The sequence below is a fragment of the Dyella jejuensis genome, from assembly GCF_044904675.1.
Lineage (GTDB): Bacteria > Pseudomonadota > Gammaproteobacteria > Xanthomonadales > Rhodanobacteraceae > Dyella_B > Dyella_B jejuensis.
On sequence record NZ_JADIKJ010000015.1, the window covers coordinates 237,564 to 260,821 of the forward strand.

Genomic DNA, 23,258 nt, shown 5'->3' on the forward strand with positions numbered 1-23,258 from the left:
CGGGGCGCTACCGCTAGAATGGGCGGATGCAGATCACTCTCAATGGCCATCCGCGCGACTGCGCAGACAGCATCACCGTTACCCAGTTGCTTCACGAAGCCGGCTACGCGGGTCGCCGCGTCGCGGTGGAAGTCAATCATGAAATCGTGCCGCGCAGCCGGCACGAAAGCCATGCATTGCGCCAGGGCGATCGCGTGGAGATCGTCCACGCCATCGGTGGCGGCTGATCTCATCGTCCATCCTCCCCGCGCCGCGCGCCTGGTACTCCCATGAATTTCAAGACACACGACAGCACCGATCCCCTGATCATCGCCGGCAAGCACTACGGTTCGCGCCTGTTGACCGGCACCGGCAAGTACAAGGACCTGGATGAAACGCGGCGCGCCACGCAGGCCGCCGGGGCGCAGATCGTCACCGCGGCGATCCGCCGCGTGAACCTGGGCCAGGACCCCAAGGCGCCAAACCTGCTCGATGCGCTGCCGCCGGACCAGTTCACCCTGCTGCCCAATACCGCCGGTTGCTACAACGCCGTGGACGCCGTGCGCACCTGCAAGCTGGCGCGCGAACTGCTGGATGGCCACCAGCTGGTCAAGCTGGAAGTGCTCGGCGACGAACGCACGCTGTTTCCCGACGTGGTGGAAACGCTCAAGGCGGCCGAGCAGTTGGTGGCCGATGGCTTCGACGTGATGGTGTACACCAGCGACGATCCCATCCTGGCCAGGAAACTCGAACAGATCGGCTGCGTCGCGGTCATGCCGCTGGCCGCGCCGATCGGCTCGGGCCTCGGTATCCAGAATCGCTACAACCTGCTGGAAATCATCGAGAACGCGAGCGTGCCGATCATCGTCGATGCCGGCGTGGGCACCGCATCGGATGCGGCGATCGCGATGGAGCTGGGCTGCGATGGCGTGCTGATGAATACGGCGATCGCCGGCGCCAAAGACCCTGTCTTGATGGCGCATGCGATGAAGCTGGCGATCGAGGCCGGCCGTGCCGCTTTTCGCGCCGGGCGCATCCCGCGCAAGCGCTTCGCCTCGGCCTCCAGCCCGATCGACGGCACCATCGGCTGACTGGCATGACCGGCACCGACGCACCCCAATACATGCGCCGCATCCGCAGCTTCGTGCTGCGGGAAGGTCGCATGACCCCGGCCCAGCAGCGCGCCTTCGATACGCATTGGGCGCGCTACGGTATCGATTACACCGGTACCGCTCAGGATTTCGACGCACGTTTCGGCCGCCATGCGCCACGTGTGCTGGAAATCGGCTTCGGCAACGGCGAAGCGCTGGCGTGGGCCAGCGAGCACGACCTGGCCCGCGACTATCTGGGCGTGGAAGTGCATGGTCCCGGCGTGGGCCGGCTGATGAACGCATTGGCCGCGCGCGATGCCAGCAATGTGCGCCTGTACAAGCACGACGCGGTCGAGGTGCTGGAGCAGGAGATTCCCCCGGCCACGCTGGCCGAGGCGCGCATCTGGTTCCCCGATCCCTGGCACAAGAAGCGCCACAACAAGCGGCGCATCATCCAGTCCGGCTTCGTCGCCCTGCTTGCCACGCGCATGATCCCGGACGGCTTGCTGCACCTGGCTACCGACTGGGCGCCTTACGCGCAGCACATGCTCGAAATAATGGAAGCGGCGCCGGATTGGCGCAATGCCGTCGGCCCGGGCCAGTACGCCGAGAAGCCAGACTGGCGCATCGAAACGCACTTCGAGCGGCGCGGGCTGAAACTCGGGCATGGGGTGTGGGATTTGCTCTACAAAAAGGTCTAGTTCCACGCACTTCGACCTTCGCCACCACCCATGGTGGTGAAGAGAGAGGGCAACGGTTCACCAGTCCAAAGCGGCGCGCGCTTATACTTTCCCGTCAAACAGGGATGAGTCACCGCGTGAAGCAACTGCTGCCCCATCGCATCCAGCCTTGCCCAGCGCCCGCCAGGGACGATCCACAGTGGCGTTGACCCTCACTCCCGAGATGATCCTGGTGCTGGGGCTGGTGTGTTTCACCATGCTCATGCTGGTGCTGGAATGGATCCGTGCCGACATGGTGGCACTGCTGGTCGTGGTGGTGATCGGCCTGACCGGCCTGATTCCCTCCGATCGCGTATTCAATGGTTTCGCCGGCAACGCGGTGATTGCGATCATCGCGATCATGATCATGGGCGCGGGACTCGATCGCGCCGGCGTGCTCGGCCTGACCGCGCAATTCGTGATGCGCATGGCGCGCGGCAAGGAGTCGCGCCTGGGACTGGTGATCAACTCGGTCACCAGCCTGTTCAGCGCGGTGATTCCCAGCCAGGCCCTGGCCGCGCTGATGATCCCGGTTACCAGCCGCCTGTCCGCGCGCACTGGCGTGCCGATCTCGCGGCTGCTGCTGCCGATGGCGTTTTGCATCCTCACCGCCACCAACACCACGCTGATCGCGAATTCTCCGCTGATCGTGCTCAACGACCTGATCGCCAGCGCCAACGCCAACCTGCCGCCCGGCGCGCAGACGGTGCCCAAGTTCGGACTGTTCAGCGTAACGCCGGTAGGCCTCGCACTGGCGGTGGCCGGCGTGTTGTTCTTTTACTTCTTCACGCACAAGCTGCTGCCCGAACGCGAGGACGAACGCCAGAACGTGACGCCCGGCCGTACCGAGAGCTACTTCGCCGAGACCTACGGCATCGTCGGCGAGACTGCCGAGCTTACCGTGACCGCCGAGAGCCCGTTGGTCGGCATGAGCATCGGTGAAGTGGAGCAATTGCACGGCGCGCCACTGATCCTGGCGATCAAGAGCGGCAATGACGCACGCATGGCGCCGCCGGCCGATCAAGTGATCTGGGTCGGTTCGGTACTTGGCGTGCTGGGACCGCGCGACGAACTCAACCGCTTTGCCAATAACCAGTTGTGCCGGCTGTCGCCGCGCATGCGCCAGCTGGGCGAACTGTTCAATCCCACGCGCGCGGGCATTTCCGAAGCGGTCATCCCACCTAGCTCGCGCTTCCTCAAGCAATCGGTCGGCGACCTGCGGCTGCGCAAGCGCCACGGTATTTCGGTGCTGGCGATCACCCGCGGCGATCACGTCTATCGTGACGACCTGCGCTCGGTCAGCCTGCGTACCGGCGATACGCTGGTGCTGCATTCCAGCTGGAAAGCGCTGCAGGAGGTTTCCGAAGACAAGGACCTGGTAGTCGTCACCGACATCCCGCGCGAAGAGCAACGCCCCAACAAGATCTGGCAGGCGGTGGGCTTTTTCCTGATGGCGAAAGGCTTGGCATTGTTCACCAACCTGGATCTTTCCGTGGCCATGATGACCGGCGCCATCGGCATGCTGCTCAGCGGCGTGCTCAACATGGACGAGGCGTACAAGGCGGTCAACTGGAAAACGATTTTCGTCACCGCCTGCCTGATTCCGCTGGGCTGGTCGATGGATTCCACCGGTACCGCCGCATGGGTGGCGCAGGAAGTGCTGCTGCACCTGGGCCACGCCTCGCCATGGGTACTGCAAGCCTCGCTGGCGATCCTCACGCTGCTGTTTTCCCAGGTGATGTCGAACGTAGGCGCCACGGTGATGATGGTGCCGGTAGCGATCAGCGTGGCGGTCGCGACGGGTGGCAATCCATCCGCGTATGCGCTGATCGTGGCGGTGTCCTCATCCAATACGTTCCTGTTGAGCTCCGGCCATCCGGCACTGATGATGGTCACGGGTCCGGGCGACTACCGCAGCAAGGATTTCCTGCGTGCCGGCCTGCCGTTGACGTTGATCGTGCTGGTGATCACCCTGGTGGTCATCAACCTCATGTTCCGCTGATTCCTTCCATGCCGGGAGCGCGGGCTTGCCGCCATGGCGAAAATCTCCTCCGGCTCGCCGGGTTTCGGGTGGATTTAGGGCAACTGCGTTCCCTCACCCTCTTCAACGAAAAGCGTTTCAGGCGTCCAGAATCACCTCGCCCTGCTCCACTCGCACCGGCACCGTGCGCAGGCTTTCACCCCGGCACGGACCGCCGGTGCATTCGCCGCTATCGACACTGAAACTCGCGCCGTGTGCCGCGCATACCAGCATGCCCCTGGAAACCAGGAACTTGCCCGGTGCCCAATCGAGGCGACGCCCTGCGTGGGGACAGATGTTGAGCCACGCATTTACACGTTCGCCCTGCCGCAACAGGATGACGCTCTCCTCTCCCTCCGGCAGCATGACGTCCAGCGCCATCGCTTCACCGTCGGGCATATCCTGCAGCCGGCAAAGGCGGCGGGGCGTTGCTGTATCCATGGGCACTTGCCTTGGAGGCCACCAGGCCTCATCGTTACGCGCGTAAGTCCTTGATTTTACCATACGGATTTTTAACATGCGCGTTGTCCTGCCACTGCTGCACCGCCGTCGTCATCCGCTGGCCCAGGCTTTGTCCGTGGTGCTCAGCTTGTTGGTCATCGGCGTCCTGATGGTATTCGGGCTGGTGGTGGCGGGCGTGCTGATGACCGGTGGCGCGCTGTGGCTGGTGTGGCGCCAGTGGAAGCGCGGCCGCGTTGCGGCTCCCATGCAAGCGGCCCGGCAGCCCGATGTGCTCGAAGGCGAATACGTGGTCATTCGCCACTCGCGTCCCATGGCGCATCATTGATCGCAAGATCCGGATAGTGCCCTTCGGACGTCCGCCTTACGCTGACGGCACTCCGCTCAGGACGCCGCCATGCGCCGCTCGCCCGCTACGCTTGAAATCCCATTGGAACATGTCCGCGCGCTGATCGAGGGCGCCACCGAAGCGCCATCGCTGGCCGCGTTGGCGCACGCCGCGCAATTGAGTCCAAGCCACCTGCAGCGCGCCTTTCGCCGGCGCTATGGCATGAGCCCCGCCGAATACCATCGCGCGCGCCGGTTCGGCCAGTTCAAGACGGCATTGCGCACGGGCGCCGCCGTAGCCGATGCCGTGTACGACGCCGGCTTCGGTTCCGGCAGTCGCGTCTACGAGCACACCAATCGCCTGCTCGGCATGACCCCGGCCAGTTATCGCGCCGGCGGCGCCGGTGCGGATATCCGCTACACCACCACCCGCACTCCCCTTGGGCAATTGCTGGTGGCCGCCACGGGCAAAGGCATCTGCGCGGTCACGCTGGGCGCGAACGACCATGAACTCGAGCAGCGGCTGGCGGAAGAATTCCCAAAGGCGACGCGCGAGCGCGTCGACCATGGGCGCGAGGAATGGCTCGATGCCGTGATCGCACGCATCGCCAGCGAACTGGGCTGGAGCGACCGGGCAGCGCCGGACATGCCGCCGCTCGACGTCGCAGCCACCGCCTTTCAATGGCGCGTGTGGGAAGCGCTGACCCGCATTCCTTCGGGCACCACCAAGAGTTACGGCGAGCTCGCCGCGGAACTTGGCAAGCCCGGCGCGGCGCGCGCGATCGGCCGCGCCTGCGGAAGCAACCGGCTCGCCCTGCTGGTGCCATGCCATCGCATCGTGCGCGAAGACGGCACGCCTGGCGGCTGGCGCTGGGGGGTGGAACGCAAGCGCGCCTTGTTGGCGCAGGAAGAGCAGCGCAAGGCTTTCAGCCAGGCAAACACGTAATGTTTTGCCCTGGCCATAACGCCGCATGCTTGTAAGAGGATTGAACGTGGACATGCAAACCTGAGAGATTCGCGGCGCTTTTTGATTCGTCTTCAACCCTGCCTTGCAATGTCTGCGCTACTGCCACGCATTCCTTGCGGCTATCGTTACGATCCATTCCCCGCCGACAAGCCGATGACGGATTCCGCCGCCAACCCAATCATCGTCGCGCGCGACCAGCATGCCTCCGGCAGCTGGGTGCCTTTGTCGATGTTCGCGCTGTACATCATCTGGGGTTCCACGTATCTCGCCATACGTGTCGCGCTGCGCAGTTATCCGCCATTCCTGCTGGCAGGCATGCGCTTCGCCATCGCCGGATCGCTGCTGCTCGGCTACTTGCGCCTGCGCGGCGCGGCGATGCCGAGTACGCGCCAATGGTGCCATGCCGCCGTGACTGGCGTGTTGCTGCTGGGATTGGGTAACGGCCTGGTGTGCTATGCCGAGGAAAGCGTGAGCTCGGGCCTTTCCGCCGTGATGGTGGCGAGCATGCCGTTATTCGCCGCGATATTTGCCGGGTGGTACGGCGACTGGCCGACGCGCCGCGAAACCGTTGGCCTGCTGATCGGTTTTGCCGGCGTGATCGTGCTGAATGTCGGCGGCGGTCTGTCCGCCTCGCGCCTGGGCGCGCTCGCCTTGCTGGTGGCGGCCGTCGCCTGGGCTTTCGGTTCGGTCTGGAGCCGCCGCCAGGATATGCCCGCAGGCATGATGAACACGGCGGCGCAAATGGTGTGCGGCAGCATCGCGCTATTTATCGCGGGCTATCTGGGCGGCGAAACGCTGCCTTCGCATCCGGCGCTGCACGCTACGCTTGCGGCCGTTTACCTGGTGGTATTCGGATCGCTGATTGCTTTCAGCGCGTACCTGTATGTACTCAAGCGCGTCCGCCCGGCGCTGGCGACCAGCTATGCCTACGTCAATCCGCCCGTGGCGGTGCTGTTCGGCGTATGGCTCCTGGGTGAAAAAGTGGGGCCGTATGATCTTGCAGGCATGGCGGTCATCCTGCTGGGCGTAGGCACCATCACGCTGGTGCGGCAGCGCAAGGTGCACTGATCATCACGAGCGCCCAAGATGCGCGGCCCATTGCGATCGGCACCACGGCTGATACAGCCAACAAATTACTGCGATGCCCATGGCTCCTGGCGTACTGGACGGTGCAAGGTCCAGCCGAGGCAGGTGCATGGTCCACTTCTGACGGGATTGGTCAGGTCTTAACGGGCTGCATGCTGCGGTCGAACAACCGCCACTGCCCGTCCGCGCCTTCAATGCTTATCGCGGCGCTCACGTCTGGCACGCGCGCGGCCTCGGTCATGGCATATCGCAACGCCTCGCCTCGGCTGCGAAACGGTTTGGCGTCTTCACCGTTGAGCACCAGCCAAGTCTCTGACTCTGCGGGGCTATAGGGAATATCGAAAATAAACATGCGCAGTACGTTGGAAGGAGTCCGAATGAGAGAAAGCAAATTCCATGCCTTTTCCGTTCAAGCGGGATACCGTCATGCGGCGCCCATATGCGAACGGCACTGGCGGGATACCGCGATGCGTTCGGTCCCTGCACCGCCGATGCGATCGTGCGCATGCCTTCATCTTCGACAAGGCTCTGCCTTGCAATATCAAGCAGCGGCAAGCAAAGGCGTGCGACATGCAAGACATCATGGACACGGGATGTAACCGTTCATGACACTCAATGCCCCCATGTGACAAACATGGCGACGGCAGCCGCTGCCATGACTACCGTCGCGAGCCAGCCAAAGGTTTTCATCCAGCCGCCGAGCATGCACGCCGGCCCCATGATGTGTTCATTGGTACCCATCAACATGATCATGGCCATGACCGGAGCGGCGATGACACCATTGATCACCGCGCTCCAAAAAAGCGCCTTCATCGGATCAACCGGCAGCAGGTTGATCAATACCGCGGCGATCGTCGCGAGGATCAGCACGCCGTAAAAGAATTTCGCATAACGCGGTTCATGGCCGAGGCCGTAAGTCTTCCCGAGCGCACCACACACCGCATACGCGGTGGATCCGGCCAGGACAGGCAGGGCAAGCAATCCCGTACCGATGATGCCGAACGCGAAAAGCGCGAAAGCAAAGGGACCGGCGAGCGGACGCAATGCTTCGGCGGCCTGCGCCGAGGAGGCGATATGCGTCTTGCCGTGCGCATGCAGCACCGCGGCCGTCGTTATGATGATGAAGGCGGCCACGATATTGGAAAAGATCATGCCGACCGTGGTGTCGACACCTATTCGTTCGATCGCCTGCGTCCGCTGGTGCGGCGCGCGCTTCAGCGCCTTGCGTGCTTCGATGGAACGAATTTCTTCCACTTCCTGCGCGGCCTGCCAGAAAAACAAATAGGGACTGATCGTGGTGCCCAGGATGGCGACGATAGCCACCGTATAGGCCGCATTCCAATGGATCGCGGGCAACACGACGCTCCTGAACACCTGGAGCCATGGAACCTGCACCACGAACACGGTGATGACGTAGGCGAACAGGCTTAACGTCATGATTTTCAGGAACGGCGCATAACGCGAAAAAGGCACCACCATTTGCAACACCAGCGAGCCCAGTCCAAAAAGGGCGGCATACACCGGCGCAGGCCCTCCCACGACCAACCGCAACGCATCGCCCATTGCCGCGATGTCTGCGCCCAAATTGATGATGTTGGCGATGGCGACCATGCCGATCAAGGGAAGCACAATGGCGTGCGGATAATGCTCCCGCATGACGCTTCCCAGGCCTCTACCCGTCACGCGCGCAATGAAAGCGCTGATGCCCTGGATCGCCACCATCAACGGCAGGGCCAATGCCAGGCTCCACACCGTGGCATAGCCAAATTGCGCGCCGACCTGGGAATACGTGGCGATGCCGCTGGGATCGTCGTCGGCCGCGCCAGTTACCAGGCCCGCACTCAATTGCTGACGCAGGCGTTTCAGGAGGCCGGTGGCATGGCGGGATGTCATAGAGGATGCAGGCTTTCCTGGAAAGTTGAAGCGGCAGTCACGCTATCGATGAACTGTCGCACTGGCCTGTTCATCGCATGGCCCGGGTGAACGCGCTGTATGGAGTCGATTGCTCAAGCGATGCAGCGATGCACGGCGAAGGCATGCTCGACAGCCGGCTTGGACATGTAGCGCTGCCGCGTGGGAAATGCCATGGCGGTGCGCGCTTCTATTTCCCACGGGCAGCAGCCCACAGGTCACGCCGGCCTGGGCCGCCGGCCAAGGATCGCGTGTCGTCGTTCTGCGCAAAGCCAGGCTGCTTTGCGTTCATCCATCAGTGCGCGGATAACATCCTTCGAATCGTCAACAGCAGCCTTCCAACTTCGAATGGCTTGGTGATGATATCCGTGCGTTCGTCAATCAGGTCACTACGTTTTGCCGCTTCCTCGGAATACCCGGTCATGAAGAGCACGGGCAACGCGGGCCGCGCCTGGCGGGCGATCTGTGCCAGTTGCGTTCCACGCATATCCGGCAAGCCGATATCCGTAAACAGCAGCCGGATGTCGTCATGGGCAACCAGCAGCTGGGCGGCAGAAGCCCCGTCGGAGGCTTGTTCGCATCGATATCCGGCCGAGGTCAGCGCTTCGGCAACGAGGGCGCGGACGGGCGACATATCTTCCACCAGCAGGATCTTTTCGCCTTGCCCTGAGACCATCGGGGTTGGCGCCGACTTATTTGCCGATAACGATTCGCCTACGCCACTGGGCAGCACGAGATGAACCTGCGTGCCCTGGTCGAGGCGACTTTCGATACGTGCGATCCCGCCCGATTGGCGCGCAAACCCGTAGACCATCGATAGTCCAAGTCCCGTGCCCTGACCCGTGGCCTTGGTCGTAAAAAAGGGCTCGAACACTTTTTCCAGGACATCGGCTGCGATACCCCTGCCGTTGTCGGCGACGGTGAGCACCACGTAGCGGCCTTGCGCAAGTTCAGGATCGTTGGCGATCCATTGGTCAGCCACTTCGATGGTGATCCGGCCATTGCCCGAGAGCGCGTCGCGCGCATTGATGACCAGATTCAACACGGCGTTTTCAAGCTGGTTCGGATCGACTTTGGCGATCGCCGGCTCCGCTGCCAGGGTAATGTCCAGGTCGATTTGTTCGCCAATCGTCCGCCGCAACAAATCGCCCAGGGAACTTATGTTGGCATTTACGTCCACCACTTTCGTATCCAGCGGTTGCTGGCGGGCGAAGGCCAGCAAGCGGTGCGTAAGGGTGGCGGCATTGTGCGCCGACCGCAATACCATGCTCGCGAAACGCTTGGCGGAAACCGTGTCGTGGCTGTCGAGCTTCACCGTGAGCATTTCGGTAGCGGTGATGACGCTAGTCAGCAAATTATTGAAATCGTGCGCGATGCCGCCGGTCAGCTTGCCCAGCGCATCCATTTTTTGCGCCTGAAAAAGCTGCGATTGCGCCTTTTGGCGAACCTCGATTTCCTGGTTCAACCGATGCTGCGTGCTGTCGAGGCGCTCGGCCTGAACACGCTCGCGCTCCTTGTGCCGGGTGACATCTTCCACAAACGCTATGCCTACGCTCGGCTCGCGATACGGCGCTATGCGCCAATGCGTATCGCGGAGCACGCCATCCATCACCATCGTCAGCGCGCCCTGCCATCGCTGCTGCTTCTGCAATGCCGACGAAAGCGCCGCCAGCACTTCTTCCTGTCCTGCCGCGAAACTGGCGCCCAAGTTGTCCTTGATGCGTACACGTCCAATTTGTTTATCGAACGCGGGATTGGTTTCGTGCAGCAGCAGATCGCCGTCGATCACCGCGATGGGCGCCACGACGCCATTGAAAATCTCGCGGAAGCGCTCTTCACTTTGGCGCAACGCCGATTCGGTATCGCGCACCCTGAGCAAGGTGCGCAGCGTGGCGAGCAACACATCCGGGTCGACCGGATGGATAAGGTAAGCATCGGCGCCGGCATCCAGGCCAGTGATCAGGTCGCCGGTTGCGATCGAGGCCGCTGACACATGGATGACGGGAAGGAGCGCCGTCTTCGCCGTCGCGCGCAAGTGGCGCACGATATCGAAGCCGCTGGCGTCGGGAAGATTGACGTCCAGCAACACCGCATCGACGCGATCGCTCTGGATTTTCGCCATGCCCTCGGTCCCGGTGCCGGCTTCGAGCACCGAATACCCGTGCTTGTGAAGAATGCGCCGCATGGCATAACGTGTGGCGACGTTATCGTCGACGACAAGCACCTGGATGTCAGGGCACATGGTTCGACTCCAAGACCAATGCAATAGGAATCAGCACATAGAAAGTGGAGCCTACTCCCGGTTCGCTCTGCACGCCGACATGGCCGCCGAGAAGTTCCGCGAAGCGCTTGCACAAAGATAACCCCAGGCCGGTTCCGCGCAACCGCTTTTGCACCGGCGAATCCACCTGGACGAAATCCTCGAATAGATGTTCGTGCATCTCGGCCGGGATGCCTATCCCGGTATCTTTCACCGCGAAGCGAACCTCGTCGCGTCCCTCCAGGCGCACGGATACCCGCACCTCGCCCCTGGCGGTGAACTTCAGCGCGTTCGCAATGTAGTTGCGCAGGATTTGCGCCAGCTTCTTGTCATCGGTATACAGGCGCGGCAAGCCTTCAGGCTCTTCGAAAATCAAATCGACCGCGGTCGTGTCGACGATAGGACGGAACATGCCGCGCAACGCCGCGAACAAATCGATCATGTCGAACCAGGCCGGCGAGATCGTAATGCGGCCAGCCTCGATTTTGGCCAGGTCGAGAAGATCGTCCACCATGTCTCTCAATTCGCGCGCGGCCGAACTGATGAGTCCGACCTGGGTGCGTTGCTCCGCGGCGAGAGGACCGTCCAGCTCATCGGCAAGCAGGCGCGTCATGCTCAAAATCGAACCCAATGGCGTGCGAAACTCGTGACTCATGTACGAGAGAAAACGGCTTTTGAGATCCGAGGCTTGCCGTAGCTGCTCGGCCTGGACGTCCAATTCGGCGTACAACGCCAAGACGCCCTGGTTGGTTTCGTTGAGTTCGTCGCGCAGCGACGCGACTTCCGCCCGAAGCCGCTCCAATTCGCCGCCTGCCGTCTCGTTAGTTTGACTGGACATGGGCATTCCCCAAAGGGAGAACCAAAATGGTCACGTCATCCGTGCGACGGCGAAAATCGCGATGCAACAGTGCCGCGATGACAGCGGGATGCTTGTGCCCCAGTCCGGGATAGTCCGTGATGTTCCATCGGGATTGCAGGCCGTCGCTATGCAAGATCAGAAGATTTCCTGCCACCTGCGTATAACTGAAACACTGCGCCTTGCGGTGGTTGACGCCGAGGATGCCCGGCATGGAAACGAGGCCGCGCGACACACCGGCGCCAAGCAACCGGGCTGCAATGTTACCTACGCCGGCGAAGTGCAAGGTGGCGTCATGGCCCGTATAGCGGGCCACCGCCGCGGCGCCGCCGCGCGTACCCGTCATCGCTGCATGCAACGCTTGCAGGAGCGCCGGCGGATCCCCGAAGGGGGAACGCAAGAAAGCGTCTACGCCGGCCTTCGCTGCGTACTCGGCTTCCGGCCCATGCCCCAGGCCGTCGATAACCACCGCACTGACGTTCCCGTCCGCCAGGGCGACCTGCCATGCATCGCCACAGGCGCTGCTTCCGTGCAACGCATACTGGCAGACGCCCAGCGCCATGTCCTGCACAGGCGCCCTGCCGTCGTAGATCCTCGAAAGGATCACCGATCCACGCACGTCGCTGTAGGCATCGAAGACAGATGCCTGCCGCACCACCGCTCCCAAGCCGATGCCTTGGGTACCTTGGGTAGAAAACCCGTCAGCCACGCACGTACCGAGGTCAAGTCCCGGTCCCTTGTCAACGGCCAACAACTCGACCCCGACCTCGTTACCGGGAACCCGCTGCAGATAGAGTTCGCCTCCGCCGGCATGCTTGATCATGTTGCTCGCCAGCTCCGTGGCCGATAACGCGACGCGCCCGGCATCCGTGTCGGAGAGGCCGATCCGCTGGGCGAGGTGTTGCGCCGCTCGCCGCACATGCCCTACTTGACTGACGTCTTCGACCGTCAGGATGGCGGTCGGGCCCCCGCCGACAGTCATGCCCATTGGGTAATGGTCACGCGCGTCCCTGCGCCCGGTGCGCTATCGAGCTCAAACTCGCTGACCAGCCTTTTGGCGCCGGTCAATCCCAAGCCAAGGCCGCCACCGGTGGTCCAGCCATCGGTCATGGCCTTTTGTATGTCGGCAATTCCAGGGCCTTTATCACGAAAGTGCAGCCGCAGACCGCGCCGCCCGTTCTCTTCCAGCAGCGTCCAGTCCATGTCGCCACCGCGTCCGTAGATGACGGTATTGCGCGCCAGCTCGCTCGCTGCGGTAACGAGTTTGGTCTGATCCACCAACCGCAGGCCACAGGTCTGCGCAAGCCGCCGAACCGCTTGCCGCGCCAGCACCACATCCTGCTCGACACGAATAGAATGGGTCCCCTGTTCCAGGACCGTCATAGGTTTCTCACGTGCTCGCGCAAAATCGCCATCCCGCGCTCGACGTTCAACGCGGTCTTGACGCCGGGAAGGGTGAGGCCTAATTCGACCAGGGTTATTGCCACGGCCGGCTGCATGCCGACCAGTACGGTCTGCGCATCCATGATGCGCGACAAGCCCGAGATGTTGCCGATCATGCGCCCGACAAACGAATCGACGATGTCGAGCGCCGAAATGTCGATCAACACGCCGCTGGCGGACGTCTCGCTGATGCGCTGGGACAAGTCGTCCTGCAACGCCAGGGCAAGTTGATCATGCATGTCGACCTGGATCGTTACCAGCAAACAATCACCCATGCGCAAGATGGGAATACGATCCATGCTTAAACCTTCCTGCTGACGGCAAACCCGGTTCGGCCCAGTGCCAAGGCCAAGGCATCGGCCAGATTCGCCTTGGTGATGACGCCCTGCAAGTCCAGGCCCAGGTGCACGATCGTCTGGGCAATCTGTGGGCGCACGCCACTGATGATGCAGTCGGCTCCCATCAGGCGAATGGCCGTCACCGTCTTCAAAAGATGCTGTGCGACCAGGGTATCGACGGTCGGTACGCCAGTGATGTCGATGATCGCGATTTCCGAGCCGGTATCGGCAATGCGCTGGAGCAGGGATTCCATCACCACCTGGGTACGCTGCGAATCGAGGGTGCCGATCATCGGCAACGCCAGCACGCCGTCCCACAGTTTCACGACCGGGGTCGAAAGCTCGAGCAACTCTTCTTGCTGCCGCTTGATGACCGCTTCGCGCGATTTCTGGTAGGTGCGGACGGTGTGCAACCCCAATGCATCAATCAGTCCGGAGATCTCCCACAGCTGCTCTATCAGCTGGTTTTGATCTTTTGCGTACTCTTGTTGCAGCAGGGGAAATAGCGGCTTCTTCAACGAAAAAATAAAGCCGGCCGTTTCCTGGGAATCGAAGCCCTTGACCGCGCGGTTGTGCGACAAGGCTTCCAGAAAGGCCCGCACATCGTCCCAGGATGGATCGCTCAGGCCTTTGCCGCCGCTTGCATCCAGCCCATCCACGAAAAGGTGCAGAAACTGTGACGTCTCCTTGTGAAACTCATCGTTGCTCGACCTGACGTCGCCGCGGGAGCCCAGGGCTTCCAGATTGTTACGCCACTGTTGGAGCAATTCGGATTCGTTGTGACGAATGATGTCCGTGGTGCGCTTTTCGATTGACGCCATGGTGAGTGCCTTTACTCGAGGAGACTTATCATGACGCGAGCGCTTACGTGTGGGAATAGTACGAACGCAACGGTTCTACGCCCACGCCCTCTTAACGGGACGGCATGAAAGGCGCACTCTAGGGATGCTCTGGTCAATGCTACGTAGGCGTCACCAGCTCTGTCTGTTCGCAGACCATAGGTTCGTCGGCGAAGGCAGACTGGCCGTCTGTCGAGACGACGGGCCGAAGGGATGCGGACAGACAGAGCTGGCCCCAACATGTTGAATTTAAAGCGATGGGGTGATGACCAGAAGGCACGCAGAGTGCGCCGCGCGGCTTGGCAAGACGGCCAGTCTTCCCGGCGCCGCACAACACACTCTGCGAGCCTTCTGGTCATCATGCCGCCTGCGTAGCATTGACCAGAGCATCCCTAGCAAGGCGTTCGTCAAGCGCACGGCCACAAAGGCTGAAGGTCAGGCCAAAACGCTTCGTGGCACATGGCCACTCATCTTTCCGCATGCTGACGAAAGCATTCGCGCATGCAATACCCGGCGTCCGCACACGCGCGCACACGCCGGGTCGATATAAACGGGGATGCCGGGGGTCCAGTGGCTTTCGGGCCCTTGCTCAGAACGCCTGGTTGAAGCCCGCGACCTTTCAGCGCTATCAACGAGCGCGCGCACGGCATTTGCATTGCGCACATCGCTTCAGGCACGCACCCCGGCTATCGGGATGGAAAAACGAACGGGCGCGGGCGCGCGCCCGCAAGGTTCACAGTTCGCGCAATGCCGTAGTTACCGGCAACCGCGCCGCACGCACCGCCGGAAACAGGCCGCCGACGAAGCCGATCGCCAGCGCCCATTTCAAGCCTTGCCAGAGCAACTCGGGCGAGACCTTGAAGGCGAACGTCAATTGCCCGACCGTGCCAGCCGCCATGGTCGATGCGGTATAGCCGTTGAACACGAGCCACGCTACCAGTCCGCCAAGCAGCCCGCCGAGCAGGGCCAGCAGCATGGTTTCCAGCATGATCGCGATCACTACGGGGGGGCCGCGAAAGCCGATCGCCCGCAAGGTCGCGATCTCGCGCGCCCGCGAGGCCACCGCCGCGAACATGGTGTTGAGGGCGCCGAATACGGCACCGATCGCCATGATCAGGCCTACCGTGATCCCCATGATCCGCATGACTTTGCTCATGCCTTCGGATTGCTTGCCAAAGTAATCCAGCGTGGTGTCGGTATCCACCTTCAGGCGCGGATCGGCGGCCAGCGCGGCCTTGAATGCAGCGTAGGCGCCCGGGCCAGTCAGCTTGACCGTTACCGATGCGCGGCTGCTGCCGCGGCGGTAGGTGGAAGCGACTGTGTCGGCATCGCCCCAGATTTCCGAATCCAGCGCATCGTTGGAAGCGAAGACCCCGACCACCGTCCACTCCTGGTTGCCCAGCTTGACCTGATGACCGGGTTGCAGCCCCGCGAACTGCCGTTGCGCGCCCTGGCCTACATCCAGCTCGCGCATCCCTGGCGTGAATTTGCGTCCGGCAATGATCTTCAGATGCGGACGAACGGCCCAGGCCTGCTCGCCAACACCACGCAATTGCACGCTGCCCTCTTCATCCGGCGCCCCGCCTTTGACCGGAAGATTCGCGGCCACCACGATTTCCGGCGAAGCGATCGGCTTGCCCTGGCTGTCGCGCGCGATGCCGGGGGCCTGCGGCACCACGACCACGCTGTCGTGCTCCATCACCGACATTACCTCGCTGGCCGATCCACCGCGCATCACGATGGCGGTATCGTCGCTGCCGGTCTTGCGCAAGGTCTGCGCATAACCGTCGCCCATCGCCAGCAGCGCTACCAACACGCCAACGACGCCCGCGATACCGACAATCACCACCGATGACGAGCCCAGCCGCTGCCGCAGCGTGCTCAGGCCGACCGCCGTGACCGAGGCCGCCTGGCGACCGCGCCGGGTGAGCAGCATCCACGCTCCAAACACCACCGCCAGCGCGAGCACCACCGGCCACGATACATACATCCAGATCACCAGGAACGCCGCCAGCACCAGCAAGAGAATCAGATTGAAAATGACATTCATGACATGGCTCCTCAGCGTCCGGCCAATGCGTCGACGATGTTCAGGCGCATCGCACGCCATGCCGGCAGGGCGCCGACGATCAACCCGATCGCCACCATCAGCGCGACGCCCAAGGTCCAGCTGCCGATGCCGACCGTGGGCAGGTTCAGCAAGCCGCCGCTGCCAGCGCTGACACCCGGAATCAGCAGCGCGGCAAGCGCTATGCCGATCACGCCGCCAAGCAACACCAGCAACAGCGATTCGGCCAGCACCATCGCCAGCACGCCGCGGTTGGAAAAGCCGATCGTCTTGAGCACCGCCAGTTCCGAAGTGCGTTCGCGCACCGCCTGCATCATGGTGTTGCCGGTCAGCAGCAGCAGCGTAAAGAACACCGCACCCATGATCGAACCTACGATCAGCCCGATGTCGGCCAACTGCTTCATCCAGGACGCCGACGCGGCGGCTTCGGTCTGCGTGCGGGTCTCATGATCGGAATTGGTGGAAAGCGCATCAATGGCCCTGGCCACCTTGTCGGCCTGGTTCGCGTCGTTCACGCTGACCACGTACCAGCCGACGGTACCGCCGTTGTAAGGCGTGGCTTCGTCGAAGTACTTCCAGTGCATGAGGATCACCTGGTCGTACCAGCCGGCGCTTTTGTCCTTGGCGTGCATCACGCCCACGATGTCGAAGGTCCAGTTCTTGCTGCCGTCGCGCAGTGGAAAGATGGTCGATTGCAATGGAATCTGGTCGCCGACTTTCCAATGGTATTTATCCGCCAGCGCCTGGCCGACGATGATGCCGGTTTGCGTGGTGGCGAAGGCCTTGCGCGCCGCATCGCTGACGTCGACTTCCGGATACTGGTCGATGTAGTTGTCGCTGACCGCGAAACTGAAGATCTGGTTGTGCGGATCCTGGTAGGCACCACCGAACCAGTTCGCATAGGCCACCGCTTTCACGCCGGGCACGCGCTCGATCTGCCCGCCCAGCCCTTGCGGCAAGGTCTGGATGAAGGACAGCTTGGACCCGGTCTGCAGGCGCCGCGCGCCGTTCGCGCTGGCACCGGCCTGGTCGAAGGAAGTACGCACCGCATCCAGCATGCCGAACAGCAGGAACGCGGCGGCGATCGAGACCAGGGTAAGCAGCGTGCGGGTCTTGCGCCGGAACAGCGCGGCCCAGATCAGATGGAAATATTTCATGGAAAATCCTCCGCGAGGTCCTTGCCCTTTCGAACGAAGCGCTTGCAGGGTGATGCGTTACGCGAGCGCCTGCTCGACCAGGGTGCCCTTGTCCAGGTGCAAGGTTTGGTCGGCGTATTCGGCGGCCTTCGGATCGTGCGTCACCATCACGATGGTCTTGCCATGTTCGCGATTGAGCTGGCGCAGCAGGCCAAGCACTTCCTCCGCCGACTGGCGGTCCAGGTCGCCGGTTGGCTCGTCACAGACCAGCAGGTTGGGGTCGGACACGATCGCGCGCGCGATCGCCACCCGCTGTTGCTGCCCGCCGGAGAGTTCGGCCGGCTTGTGCGAGGCGCGCTCGGCCAGGCCCACCAGTTGCAAGGCAATGGATGCGTTCTTGCGGCGTTGCGCCGCTGAAAGCCTGGTCAACAGCAGCGGCAGCTCGACGTTCTTTTGCGCGCTGAGCATCGGCATCAGGTTATAGAACTGGAATACGAAGCCCACGTTCGCGGCGCGCCAGCGCGCCAGCGCACCGGCGCCCAGCTGGTCGATGCGCTGGCCGGCCACGGCAATGCTGCCGCCAGTGGGCGTATCCAACCCGCCCAGCAGATTCAGCAAGGTGGTCTTGCCCGAACCCGATGGCCCCATCAAGGCGAGGAAATCGCCTTCGGCAATGTTGAGGTTGATGTGATGCAGCACTTCGACTCTTTGCTTGCCGCGTTCGTAAATCTTGGAAAGATCGCGGATCTCGATCAACGTACCCATAGCTCTCACCTCCCGAGTGGATCGATCGGCTGGCGCGCAAGCCAGCCTGCTTTATTCAGGGCGAACGGCTTTGCACGCTTACATCCGAACCGTCATGCAGGGCTTGCGGCGGCGACACCACCACAACATCGCCGGCATCGACCGCTGCGGGAATCACCCGCATGTCGCCCTCATCCTGTGCGCCGGGTTGCACGGTTTGTTGGCGCACCTTGCCATCCGCCACGATAAAAACCGTATCGCGTCCATGGCGCTTGACGATGGCCGCAGCCGGCACCAGCACGCCTTTGGGCGCCTGCGTGGCGACCGCGGGCCTGGCCTCCAGGAACGAGACGCGCACACCCATGTCCGGCACGATGCGCGCGTCTTTGTGTTCCAGCGCCACGCGCACTTTCACGGTAGCCTTGCCGCGATCGGCGGCCGGCACGATGGCGATCACGTGCGCGGGAATCTTCCAGTCCGGATACGCATCGAGCACGGCTTCGGCCGGCATGTCCGGGGTGACGCGACCGATATAGGCTTCGTTGACGTCGACATCGACTTCCAGCGAATCCATGTCCACGATGGTGCCGATGCCGGTGCGGGTGAAGCCACCGCCGGCGGAGAAGGGCGAGATGATTTCGCCGACCTGCGCATCCTTGGTGGTGATCACGCCATTGAATGGCGCGCGCACCACGCAATAATCGAAATTGACGCGCGCCTCTACCACCTGTGCATCCGCCGCGACGGCCTGCTTCTGCTGCGAAAGCAACTGCGCGCGGGTGCTATCGGCCAGTGTGCGCGCCTGCTCGGCCACCTGCCTGGAAATCAGCCCTTGCATGGTCAACGTTTGGTCGCGCGCGGCATCGCGCAGGTTTTGCGCCAGTTGCACCTGGTACTGGGCGACCAGCGCATGCGCGGCCTTGGCCTGGGCGATGGCGGTATCGAGGGCGGCCTTGTACTGGCTGTCATCGAGCTTCGCCAGGATCTGGTCTTGCTTGACCCGATCGCCTTCTTCGATCAATACCGCGGTCAAGGTACCGGTGATCTGGGCGGACACTGTCGCCTGGCGGCGTGCCGTAACGTAACCGGTGGCCTGCAATACCGCACCGGCCGATGGGTCGCTGGCAGCCGCCACCGCCTGCGCGGTTTGCACGGGCACGGCGCGATGGCCGTATAGCCACCAGGCGGCGCCCGCGACCATCGCGACCAGCACGATTGCCCCGACCATCCATGGCCAGCGCGCCGGACCGCGAGCATGGTGTTCCTCGCGCTGGTGGCGCTCGATGCGCAGTTCCTTCAGCAGATCGGTATTGCTCACCCTGATACCCCATGTGTTCCCGACCGTTGCACGATAAGCGTTTGCCTACGCGGCTACCACCTATGCCTATCAGGCCGTGTCGGTGACAGCTGTCATGTCTCATGACGAACAAAGCGATCTGCGATCGACCTGCGCGCGCGCGCGCGTTGCGTGCATGGATGCCCATGCGGATAGAACCATTCATAGCTATGGCTATGCGTACTGCGTTGCCGTGACGTTTCATCGTGGCAGCTATGCGATACCTGCCATGGCATCTAAAGATGGATGGCCTGGAAAGTTGGCAAGCCTCCAGCCTGGGAGAACAGCAGTGGATAGCTGCTAATCTTGGCCGATGCGCTACGTCATTCCTGCCCCGACTATTCCTAGCCTTCCCATCTATGGAAGTGAAGAACGCTTCCCGCTCCGCCGTGTGTTCTGCATCGGCCGCAACTATGCCGAGCATGCGCGCGAAATGGGCGCAACGGTGGATGCGTCCATGCCGATGTTTTTCTGCAAGCCGGCCGATGCCGTGGTCACGGAGGGCGGCGACGTGCCTTATCCGCAAGCCACCGCCGACCTGCATCACGAGGTGGAAATGGTGGTGGCGCTGAAAGCCGGCGGCCGCGATCTCGACGCGACGCAGGCCGCCGCCGCCATCTTCGGCTACGGGGTCGGGCTCGACCTTACCCGCCGCGACCTGCAGGCCGCGGCCAAGGCCAATGGCCATCCGTGGGACGTGGCCAAGGCCTTCGACCATTCCGCACCGGTATCGGCATTGCGGCTGGCGAGCGAGGCATCGCTCAGCGCGGATACCACCATCAGCCTGCACGTGAACGATGCGCTGCGGCAACAAGGACGCCTGGGCGAGATGGTGCACAGCGTCGTGGACATCATCGCGAAACTGTCCACCTTGTTCGAGCTAAAGCCGGGCGATCTCATTTTCACCGGTACCCCGGCCGGCGTCGCGGCGCTGCAGCGCGGCGATCGCTTCCATGCCCAATTGCAGGGCATCGCTGCGCTGGACGGCCGCATCGTCTAAGGGCGCGCGCGGAACCCTCGACGGCATCGGAAAATAGGCGGCCGGTCGCGGTGGCACACCTACGGTTTTCACCAGCTTGCGTTAAAGTCGACCCTGCCATCCGGCGGACAACCTCAGGGAGACGACAATGGGCATGCTGCAGGAGTTCAAGGAATTTGCCATGCGCGGCAACGTGGTCGACATGGCGGTGGGTATCGTCATTGGCGCGGCGTTCGGCAAGATCGTTACTTCATTGGTCAGCGACATCATCATGCCGCCGATCGGCTGGATCACCGGCGGCATCGATTTCTCGGAGATGAAATGGGTGATCCGTCCGGCCGACAATAGCAATCCGGCGCACAAGATCCCGGAAGTCGCGATCGCCTACGGCAGCTTCATCAATACGGTCATCGCTTTCGTGATCGTGGCCTTCGCCATCTTCATCCTGGTCAAGATCATCAACCGGTTCTACACCAAGGCTGCCGCGGCCACGCCGCCGGATGTGGCGTTGCTGACCGAAATCCGCGATTTGCTCAAAAGCCGGTCGTAGAAAATAAAGAACGGGAAGTGACCGGAGCGGATGGGCGCGCAGCAACCTCTGCTTTCCGTTCCGTCCTTTCCCTCGTCACTATGACTTCTGGCCTAAGCGTTGCCTGATGCGAGCCCCATAATCGGGGCTCGCTTACAGGGAATCCTTCCATGCAACGCCCTACTCTTACTTTGCTTGCCGCTGCCTTGATGCTGGCTACCGGTCTTGCCTGCGCCACCGACACGCCCACCACGATACCGGCGGCGGCCGTGCACACCGCCGAACAACTGCGCGACAAGGCCATGCACGACGACACGGCTTACCAGGTGGTGGCATCGCTGACGACCGAGATCGGCCCACGTATCGCCGGCGGCGTGAACGACCCTCGCGCCAGGGCATGGGCGATCGCCAAGTTCAAGGCATTGGGCTTCGACAAGGTTTACACCGAGCCGGTGACTTATCCGCTATGGGTCCGGCGCAGCGAGCATGGCGCGATCGTGGCGCCCTTTCCGCAGTCATTGAGCTTGACCGCATTGGGTTATTCGCCGGGGACGCCCAAGGGCGGCCTCACCGCGCAGGTGGTGCAGTTTCCCAGCCTGGAAGCCTTGAAGGCGGCCGATCCGTCCAGCGTGAAAGGCAAGATCGTATACATCGGCTATCGCATGCACCGCACTAAGGATGGCCATGACTACGGCATTGGCGCGGGCATTCGCGAGGAAGGCCCGCTGGTGGCCTATGCCAAAGGGGCCGCCGGTTTCCTGCTGCGTTCGGCCGGCACCGATCCGAACAGCCGCACGCCGCATGCCGGCGTCACCGACTTCACCGATTTCAAGCATCCGGACAAGGCCGTCCCTGCCGCCGCGCTGTCCAATCCCGATGCCGACCAGCTCGAGCGCGTACTGGCCTATGGCAAGCCAGTGACGGTGAAACTGGACCTCGATTGCGGGCTCGCCGGCACCTACACCGGCTATAACGTGATTGGTGACATTACCGGGCGCAAGTATCCCGATCAGGTAGTGGTCATCGGTGGACATCTGGATTCGTGGGATCCGGGTACCGGTGCCATCGATGATGGCGCCGGCGTCGCCATTGCGCTGGGCGCGGCCAAGCTGATCCATGACTTGCCGCAACGGCCGGACCGCACCGTGCGCGTCATCGCCTTCGCCAACGAGGAAATGGGTCTGTGGGGCGGCCGTGCCTACGCCGATCGACACGCCGCTGAAGTCGGCAAATTCCAGCTCGGCACCGAATCGGACCTGGGCGCGGCGCCGGTCTGGCGCATGAGTGCCAGCGTGAAGCCGCAGGCGCGCGGCGCGATCGAGCAGATCGCCAAGGTGCTGGAACCGATCGGCGTGGCTTACGATCCCAAGCGGCCGGGCGGCGGTGGCTCGGATCTCTCGCAAATGCACCTGAAGGGCATGGCGGCGCTATCGCTCGCGCAGGACGCCACGTACTACTTCGACTGGCATCACACGGCCAATGACACGCTGGACAAGATCGACCCGCAACAACTGGCGCAGAACGTGGCGGTGTATGCGGTGTTTACCTATATGGCGGCGCAGGCCGACGGCAACTTCGGCTCGGCGCCGAATGCCTTCGCTGGCGACGGCGCGGACGATTAAGCGGCCTATGTCTTGATGGTTGCGGCAAGGCGGTTAGCCGCCTTGCCGTCAGCCGTTGGCCGCGCCGTCCTCGCTGCGTTCGGCCGGCGCTTCGGCGACATCGAGCGCTTGCAGGTTTTCCTTCAGGCGGGTCATGACGTCCATCGCCTGGGACATTTCCTCGTAGGTGATGCCCACGGTGCATTCGCGGCGCAATTCGTATGCGATGCGTTCCATATCGTCGACCACTTCGCTGGCCTGGGCAGTGGTGTACAGGCGCCAGGCGCGACGGTCCTTCGGATCCGGCCGCCGCTCCACGAAACCGGCCGCCTGCAGGCGATCGATCACGCGGCCCACGGCGATCGGCTCCATTTCCAGGAATTCAGCCAGCTCGGTCTGCCGCAGGCCCTCGCGCCGGTACAGCATCTTGGTGGCGCGCCACTGCGCGCGCGTCAACCCGAATTTCACCGCACGTCGATCGAAATGCTTGCGAAATAGCAGCGTTACGTCGTTGAGCAGGTAACCGAAGGAAATGTCTTCCGTTTTGGCCATGGCCGGCACTCAATAGGT

At 62.8% G+C, this 23,258-nt stretch carries 24 protein-coding genes; 10 read left to right on the forward strand and 14 right to left on the reverse strand.

Going from position 1 to position 23,258, the window contains the following annotated elements; all coding sequences use genetic code 11:
• Positions 1–26 precede the first annotated feature (26 nt).
• The 4 genes from thiS (at position 27) to ISP15_RS14180 (ending at position 3,791) form a co-directional block, all read left to right on the forward strand.
• A complete protein-coding gene (gene thiS, locus ISP15_RS14165) occupies positions 27–227 on the forward strand; it encodes a sulfur carrier protein ThiS (RefSeq protein WP_404548262.1) in 201 nt (66 codons plus the stop codon).
• A gap of 42 nt (positions 228–269) precedes the next feature.
• Positions 270–1,070 carry a thiazole synthase gene (locus ISP15_RS14170; RefSeq protein ID WP_404548263.1) on the forward strand — a complete coding sequence of 267 codons (801 nt, stop codon included), beginning with the start codon at positions 270–272 and terminating at the stop codon, positions 1,068–1,070.
• Positions 1,071–1,075: 5 nt separating this feature from the next.
• Positions 1,076–1,771, forward strand: a complete 696-nt coding sequence (gene trmB / locus ISP15_RS14175) for a tRNA (guanosine(46)-N7)-methyltransferase TrmB (RefSeq protein ID WP_404548264.1) — start codon at positions 1,076–1,078, stop codon at positions 1,769–1,771.
• A 202-nt stretch (positions 1,772–1,973) separates the two neighbouring features.
• Entirely contained in the window at positions 1,974–3,791 is a 1,818-nt protein-coding gene (locus ISP15_RS14180; RefSeq protein WP_404548355.1) for an SLC13 family permease, read from the forward strand.
• 117 nt (positions 3,792–3,908) lie between these two features.
• On the opposite strand, the gene ISP15_RS14185 is transcribed toward ISP15_RS14180, so the two are convergent.
• Positions 3,909–4,250 (reverse strand): Rieske (2Fe-2S) protein, encoded by a 342-nt coding sequence (locus tag ISP15_RS14185; RefSeq protein ID WP_404548265.1) that lies wholly within the window; start codon positions 4,248–4,250, stop codon positions 3,909–3,911.
• A 76-nt stretch (positions 4,251–4,326) separates the two neighbouring features.
• Between ISP15_RS14185 and ISP15_RS14190 the strand changes: the two genes are divergently transcribed.
• The 3 genes from ISP15_RS14190 (at position 4,327) to yedA (ending at position 6,630) form a co-directional block, all read left to right on the forward strand.
• Positions 4,327–4,596 carry a hypothetical protein gene (locus ISP15_RS14190; RefSeq protein WP_404548266.1) on the forward strand — a complete coding sequence of 90 codons (270 nt, stop codon included), beginning with the start codon at positions 4,327–4,329 and terminating at the stop codon, positions 4,594–4,596.
• Between the two features lie 69 nt (positions 4,597–4,665).
• The gene (locus ISP15_RS14195; RefSeq protein ID WP_404548267.1) at positions 4,666–5,541 is read left to right on the forward strand and encodes a methylated-DNA--[protein]-cysteine S-methyltransferase; all 876 of its coding nucleotides are present in this window, start codon (positions 4,666–4,668) and stop codon (positions 5,539–5,541) included.
• Positions 5,542–5,715: 174 nt separating this feature from the next.
• Positions 5,716–6,630, forward strand: coding sequence for a drug/metabolite exporter YedA (gene yedA / locus ISP15_RS14200; RefSeq protein ID WP_404548268.1), 915 nt, complete (start codon positions 5,716–5,718; stop codon positions 6,628–6,630).
• Between the two features lie 151 nt (positions 6,631–6,781).
• On the opposite strand, the gene ISP15_RS14205 is transcribed toward yedA, so the two are convergent.
• The 12 genes from ISP15_RS14205 to ISP15_RS14260 form a co-directional block, all read right to left on the reverse strand.
• The gene (locus tag ISP15_RS14205) at positions 6,782–7,000 is read right to left on the reverse strand and encodes a DUF2188 domain-containing protein (protein ID WP_404548269.1); all 219 of its coding nucleotides are present in this window, start codon (positions 6,998–7,000) and stop codon (positions 6,782–6,784) included.
• Between the two features lie 260 nt (positions 7,001–7,260).
• Positions 7,261–8,541 (reverse strand): NRAMP family divalent metal transporter, encoded by a 1,281-nt coding sequence (locus tag ISP15_RS14210; protein ID WP_404548270.1) that lies wholly within the window; start codon positions 8,539–8,541, stop codon positions 7,261–7,263.
• Between the two features lie 313 nt (positions 8,542–8,854).
• On the reverse strand, positions 8,855–10,801 hold the full coding sequence (locus ISP15_RS14215; protein ID WP_404548271.1) for a response regulator: 1,947 nt from the start codon (positions 10,799–10,801) through the stop codon (positions 8,855–8,857).
• Positions 10,791–11,657 carry a sensor histidine kinase gene (locus tag ISP15_RS14220; protein WP_404548272.1) on the reverse strand — a complete coding sequence of 289 codons (867 nt, stop codon included), beginning with the start codon at positions 11,655–11,657 and terminating at the stop codon, positions 10,791–10,793. Before ISP15_RS14220 ends, ISP15_RS14215 begins: the two co-directional genes overlap by 11 nt.
• Positions 11,641–12,657 carry an ATP-binding protein gene (locus ISP15_RS14225; RefSeq protein WP_404548273.1) on the reverse strand — a complete coding sequence of 339 codons (1,017 nt, stop codon included), beginning with the start codon at positions 12,655–12,657 and terminating at the stop codon, positions 11,641–11,643. Before ISP15_RS14225 ends, ISP15_RS14220 begins: the two co-directional genes overlap by 17 nt.
• A complete protein-coding gene (locus tag ISP15_RS14230) occupies positions 12,654–13,058 on the reverse strand; it encodes an ATP-binding protein (RefSeq protein WP_404548274.1) in 405 nt (134 codons plus the stop codon). Before ISP15_RS14230 ends, ISP15_RS14225 begins: the two co-directional genes overlap by 4 nt.
• Positions 13,055–13,417, reverse strand: coding sequence for an STAS domain-containing protein (locus tag ISP15_RS14235; RefSeq protein ID WP_404548275.1), 363 nt, complete (start codon positions 13,415–13,417; stop codon positions 13,055–13,057). Before ISP15_RS14235 ends, ISP15_RS14230 begins: the two co-directional genes overlap by 4 nt.
• Positions 13,418–13,419: 2 nt before the next feature.
• Positions 13,420–14,277 carry an STAS domain-containing protein gene (locus ISP15_RS14240; RefSeq protein WP_404548276.1) on the reverse strand — a complete coding sequence of 286 codons (858 nt, stop codon included), beginning with the start codon at positions 14,275–14,277 and terminating at the stop codon, positions 13,420–13,422.
• 751 nt (positions 14,278–15,028) lie between these two features.
• Positions 15,029–16,345, reverse strand: a complete 1,317-nt coding sequence (locus ISP15_RS14245; protein ID WP_404548277.1) for an ABC transporter permease — start codon at positions 16,343–16,345, stop codon at positions 15,029–15,031.
• An 11-nt stretch (positions 16,346–16,356) separates the two neighbouring features.
• Positions 16,357–17,520 carry an ABC transporter permease gene (locus ISP15_RS14250; RefSeq protein WP_404548278.1) on the reverse strand — a complete coding sequence of 388 codons (1,164 nt, stop codon included), beginning with the start codon at positions 17,518–17,520 and terminating at the stop codon, positions 16,357–16,359.
• Positions 17,521–17,577: 57 nt separating this feature from the next.
• Positions 17,578–18,264: an ABC transporter ATP-binding protein gene (locus ISP15_RS14255; RefSeq protein ID WP_404548279.1), complete on the reverse strand. Its 687-nt coding sequence runs from the start codon at positions 18,262–18,264 to the stop codon at positions 17,578–17,580.
• 55 nt (positions 18,265–18,319) lie between these two features.
• Positions 18,320–19,561: an efflux RND transporter periplasmic adaptor subunit gene (locus ISP15_RS14260; RefSeq protein ID WP_404548281.1), complete on the reverse strand. Its 1,242-nt coding sequence runs from the start codon at positions 19,559–19,561 to the stop codon at positions 18,320–18,322.
• Positions 19,562–19,892: 331 nt separating this feature from the next.
• Between ISP15_RS14260 and ISP15_RS14265 the strand changes: the two genes are divergently transcribed.
• The 3 genes from ISP15_RS14265 to ISP15_RS14275 all read left to right on the forward strand — a co-directional run bounded on the left by ISP15_RS14265 (position 19,893) and on the right by ISP15_RS14275 (position 22,709).
• Positions 19,893–20,579: a fumarylacetoacetate hydrolase family protein gene (locus tag ISP15_RS14265; RefSeq protein ID WP_404548282.1), complete on the forward strand. Its 687-nt coding sequence runs from the start codon at positions 19,893–19,895 to the stop codon at positions 20,577–20,579.
• A 127-nt stretch (positions 20,580–20,706) separates the two neighbouring features.
• Entirely contained in the window at positions 20,707–21,108 is a 402-nt protein-coding gene (mscL, locus tag ISP15_RS14270; RefSeq protein ID WP_404548283.1) for a large-conductance mechanosensitive channel protein MscL, read from the forward strand.
• A 149-nt stretch (positions 21,109–21,257) separates the two neighbouring features.
• A complete protein-coding gene (locus ISP15_RS14275) occupies positions 21,258–22,709 on the forward strand; it encodes a M20/M25/M40 family metallo-hydrolase (RefSeq protein WP_404548284.1) in 1,452 nt (483 codons plus the stop codon).
• A 48-nt stretch (positions 22,710–22,757) separates the two neighbouring features.
• On the opposite strand, the gene ISP15_RS14280 is transcribed toward ISP15_RS14275, so the two are convergent.
• Entirely contained in the window at positions 22,758–23,240 is a 483-nt protein-coding gene (locus tag ISP15_RS14280; RefSeq protein WP_404548285.1) for a MarR family winged helix-turn-helix transcriptional regulator, read from the reverse strand.
• Between the last annotated feature and the right edge of the window lie 18 nt (positions 23,241–23,258).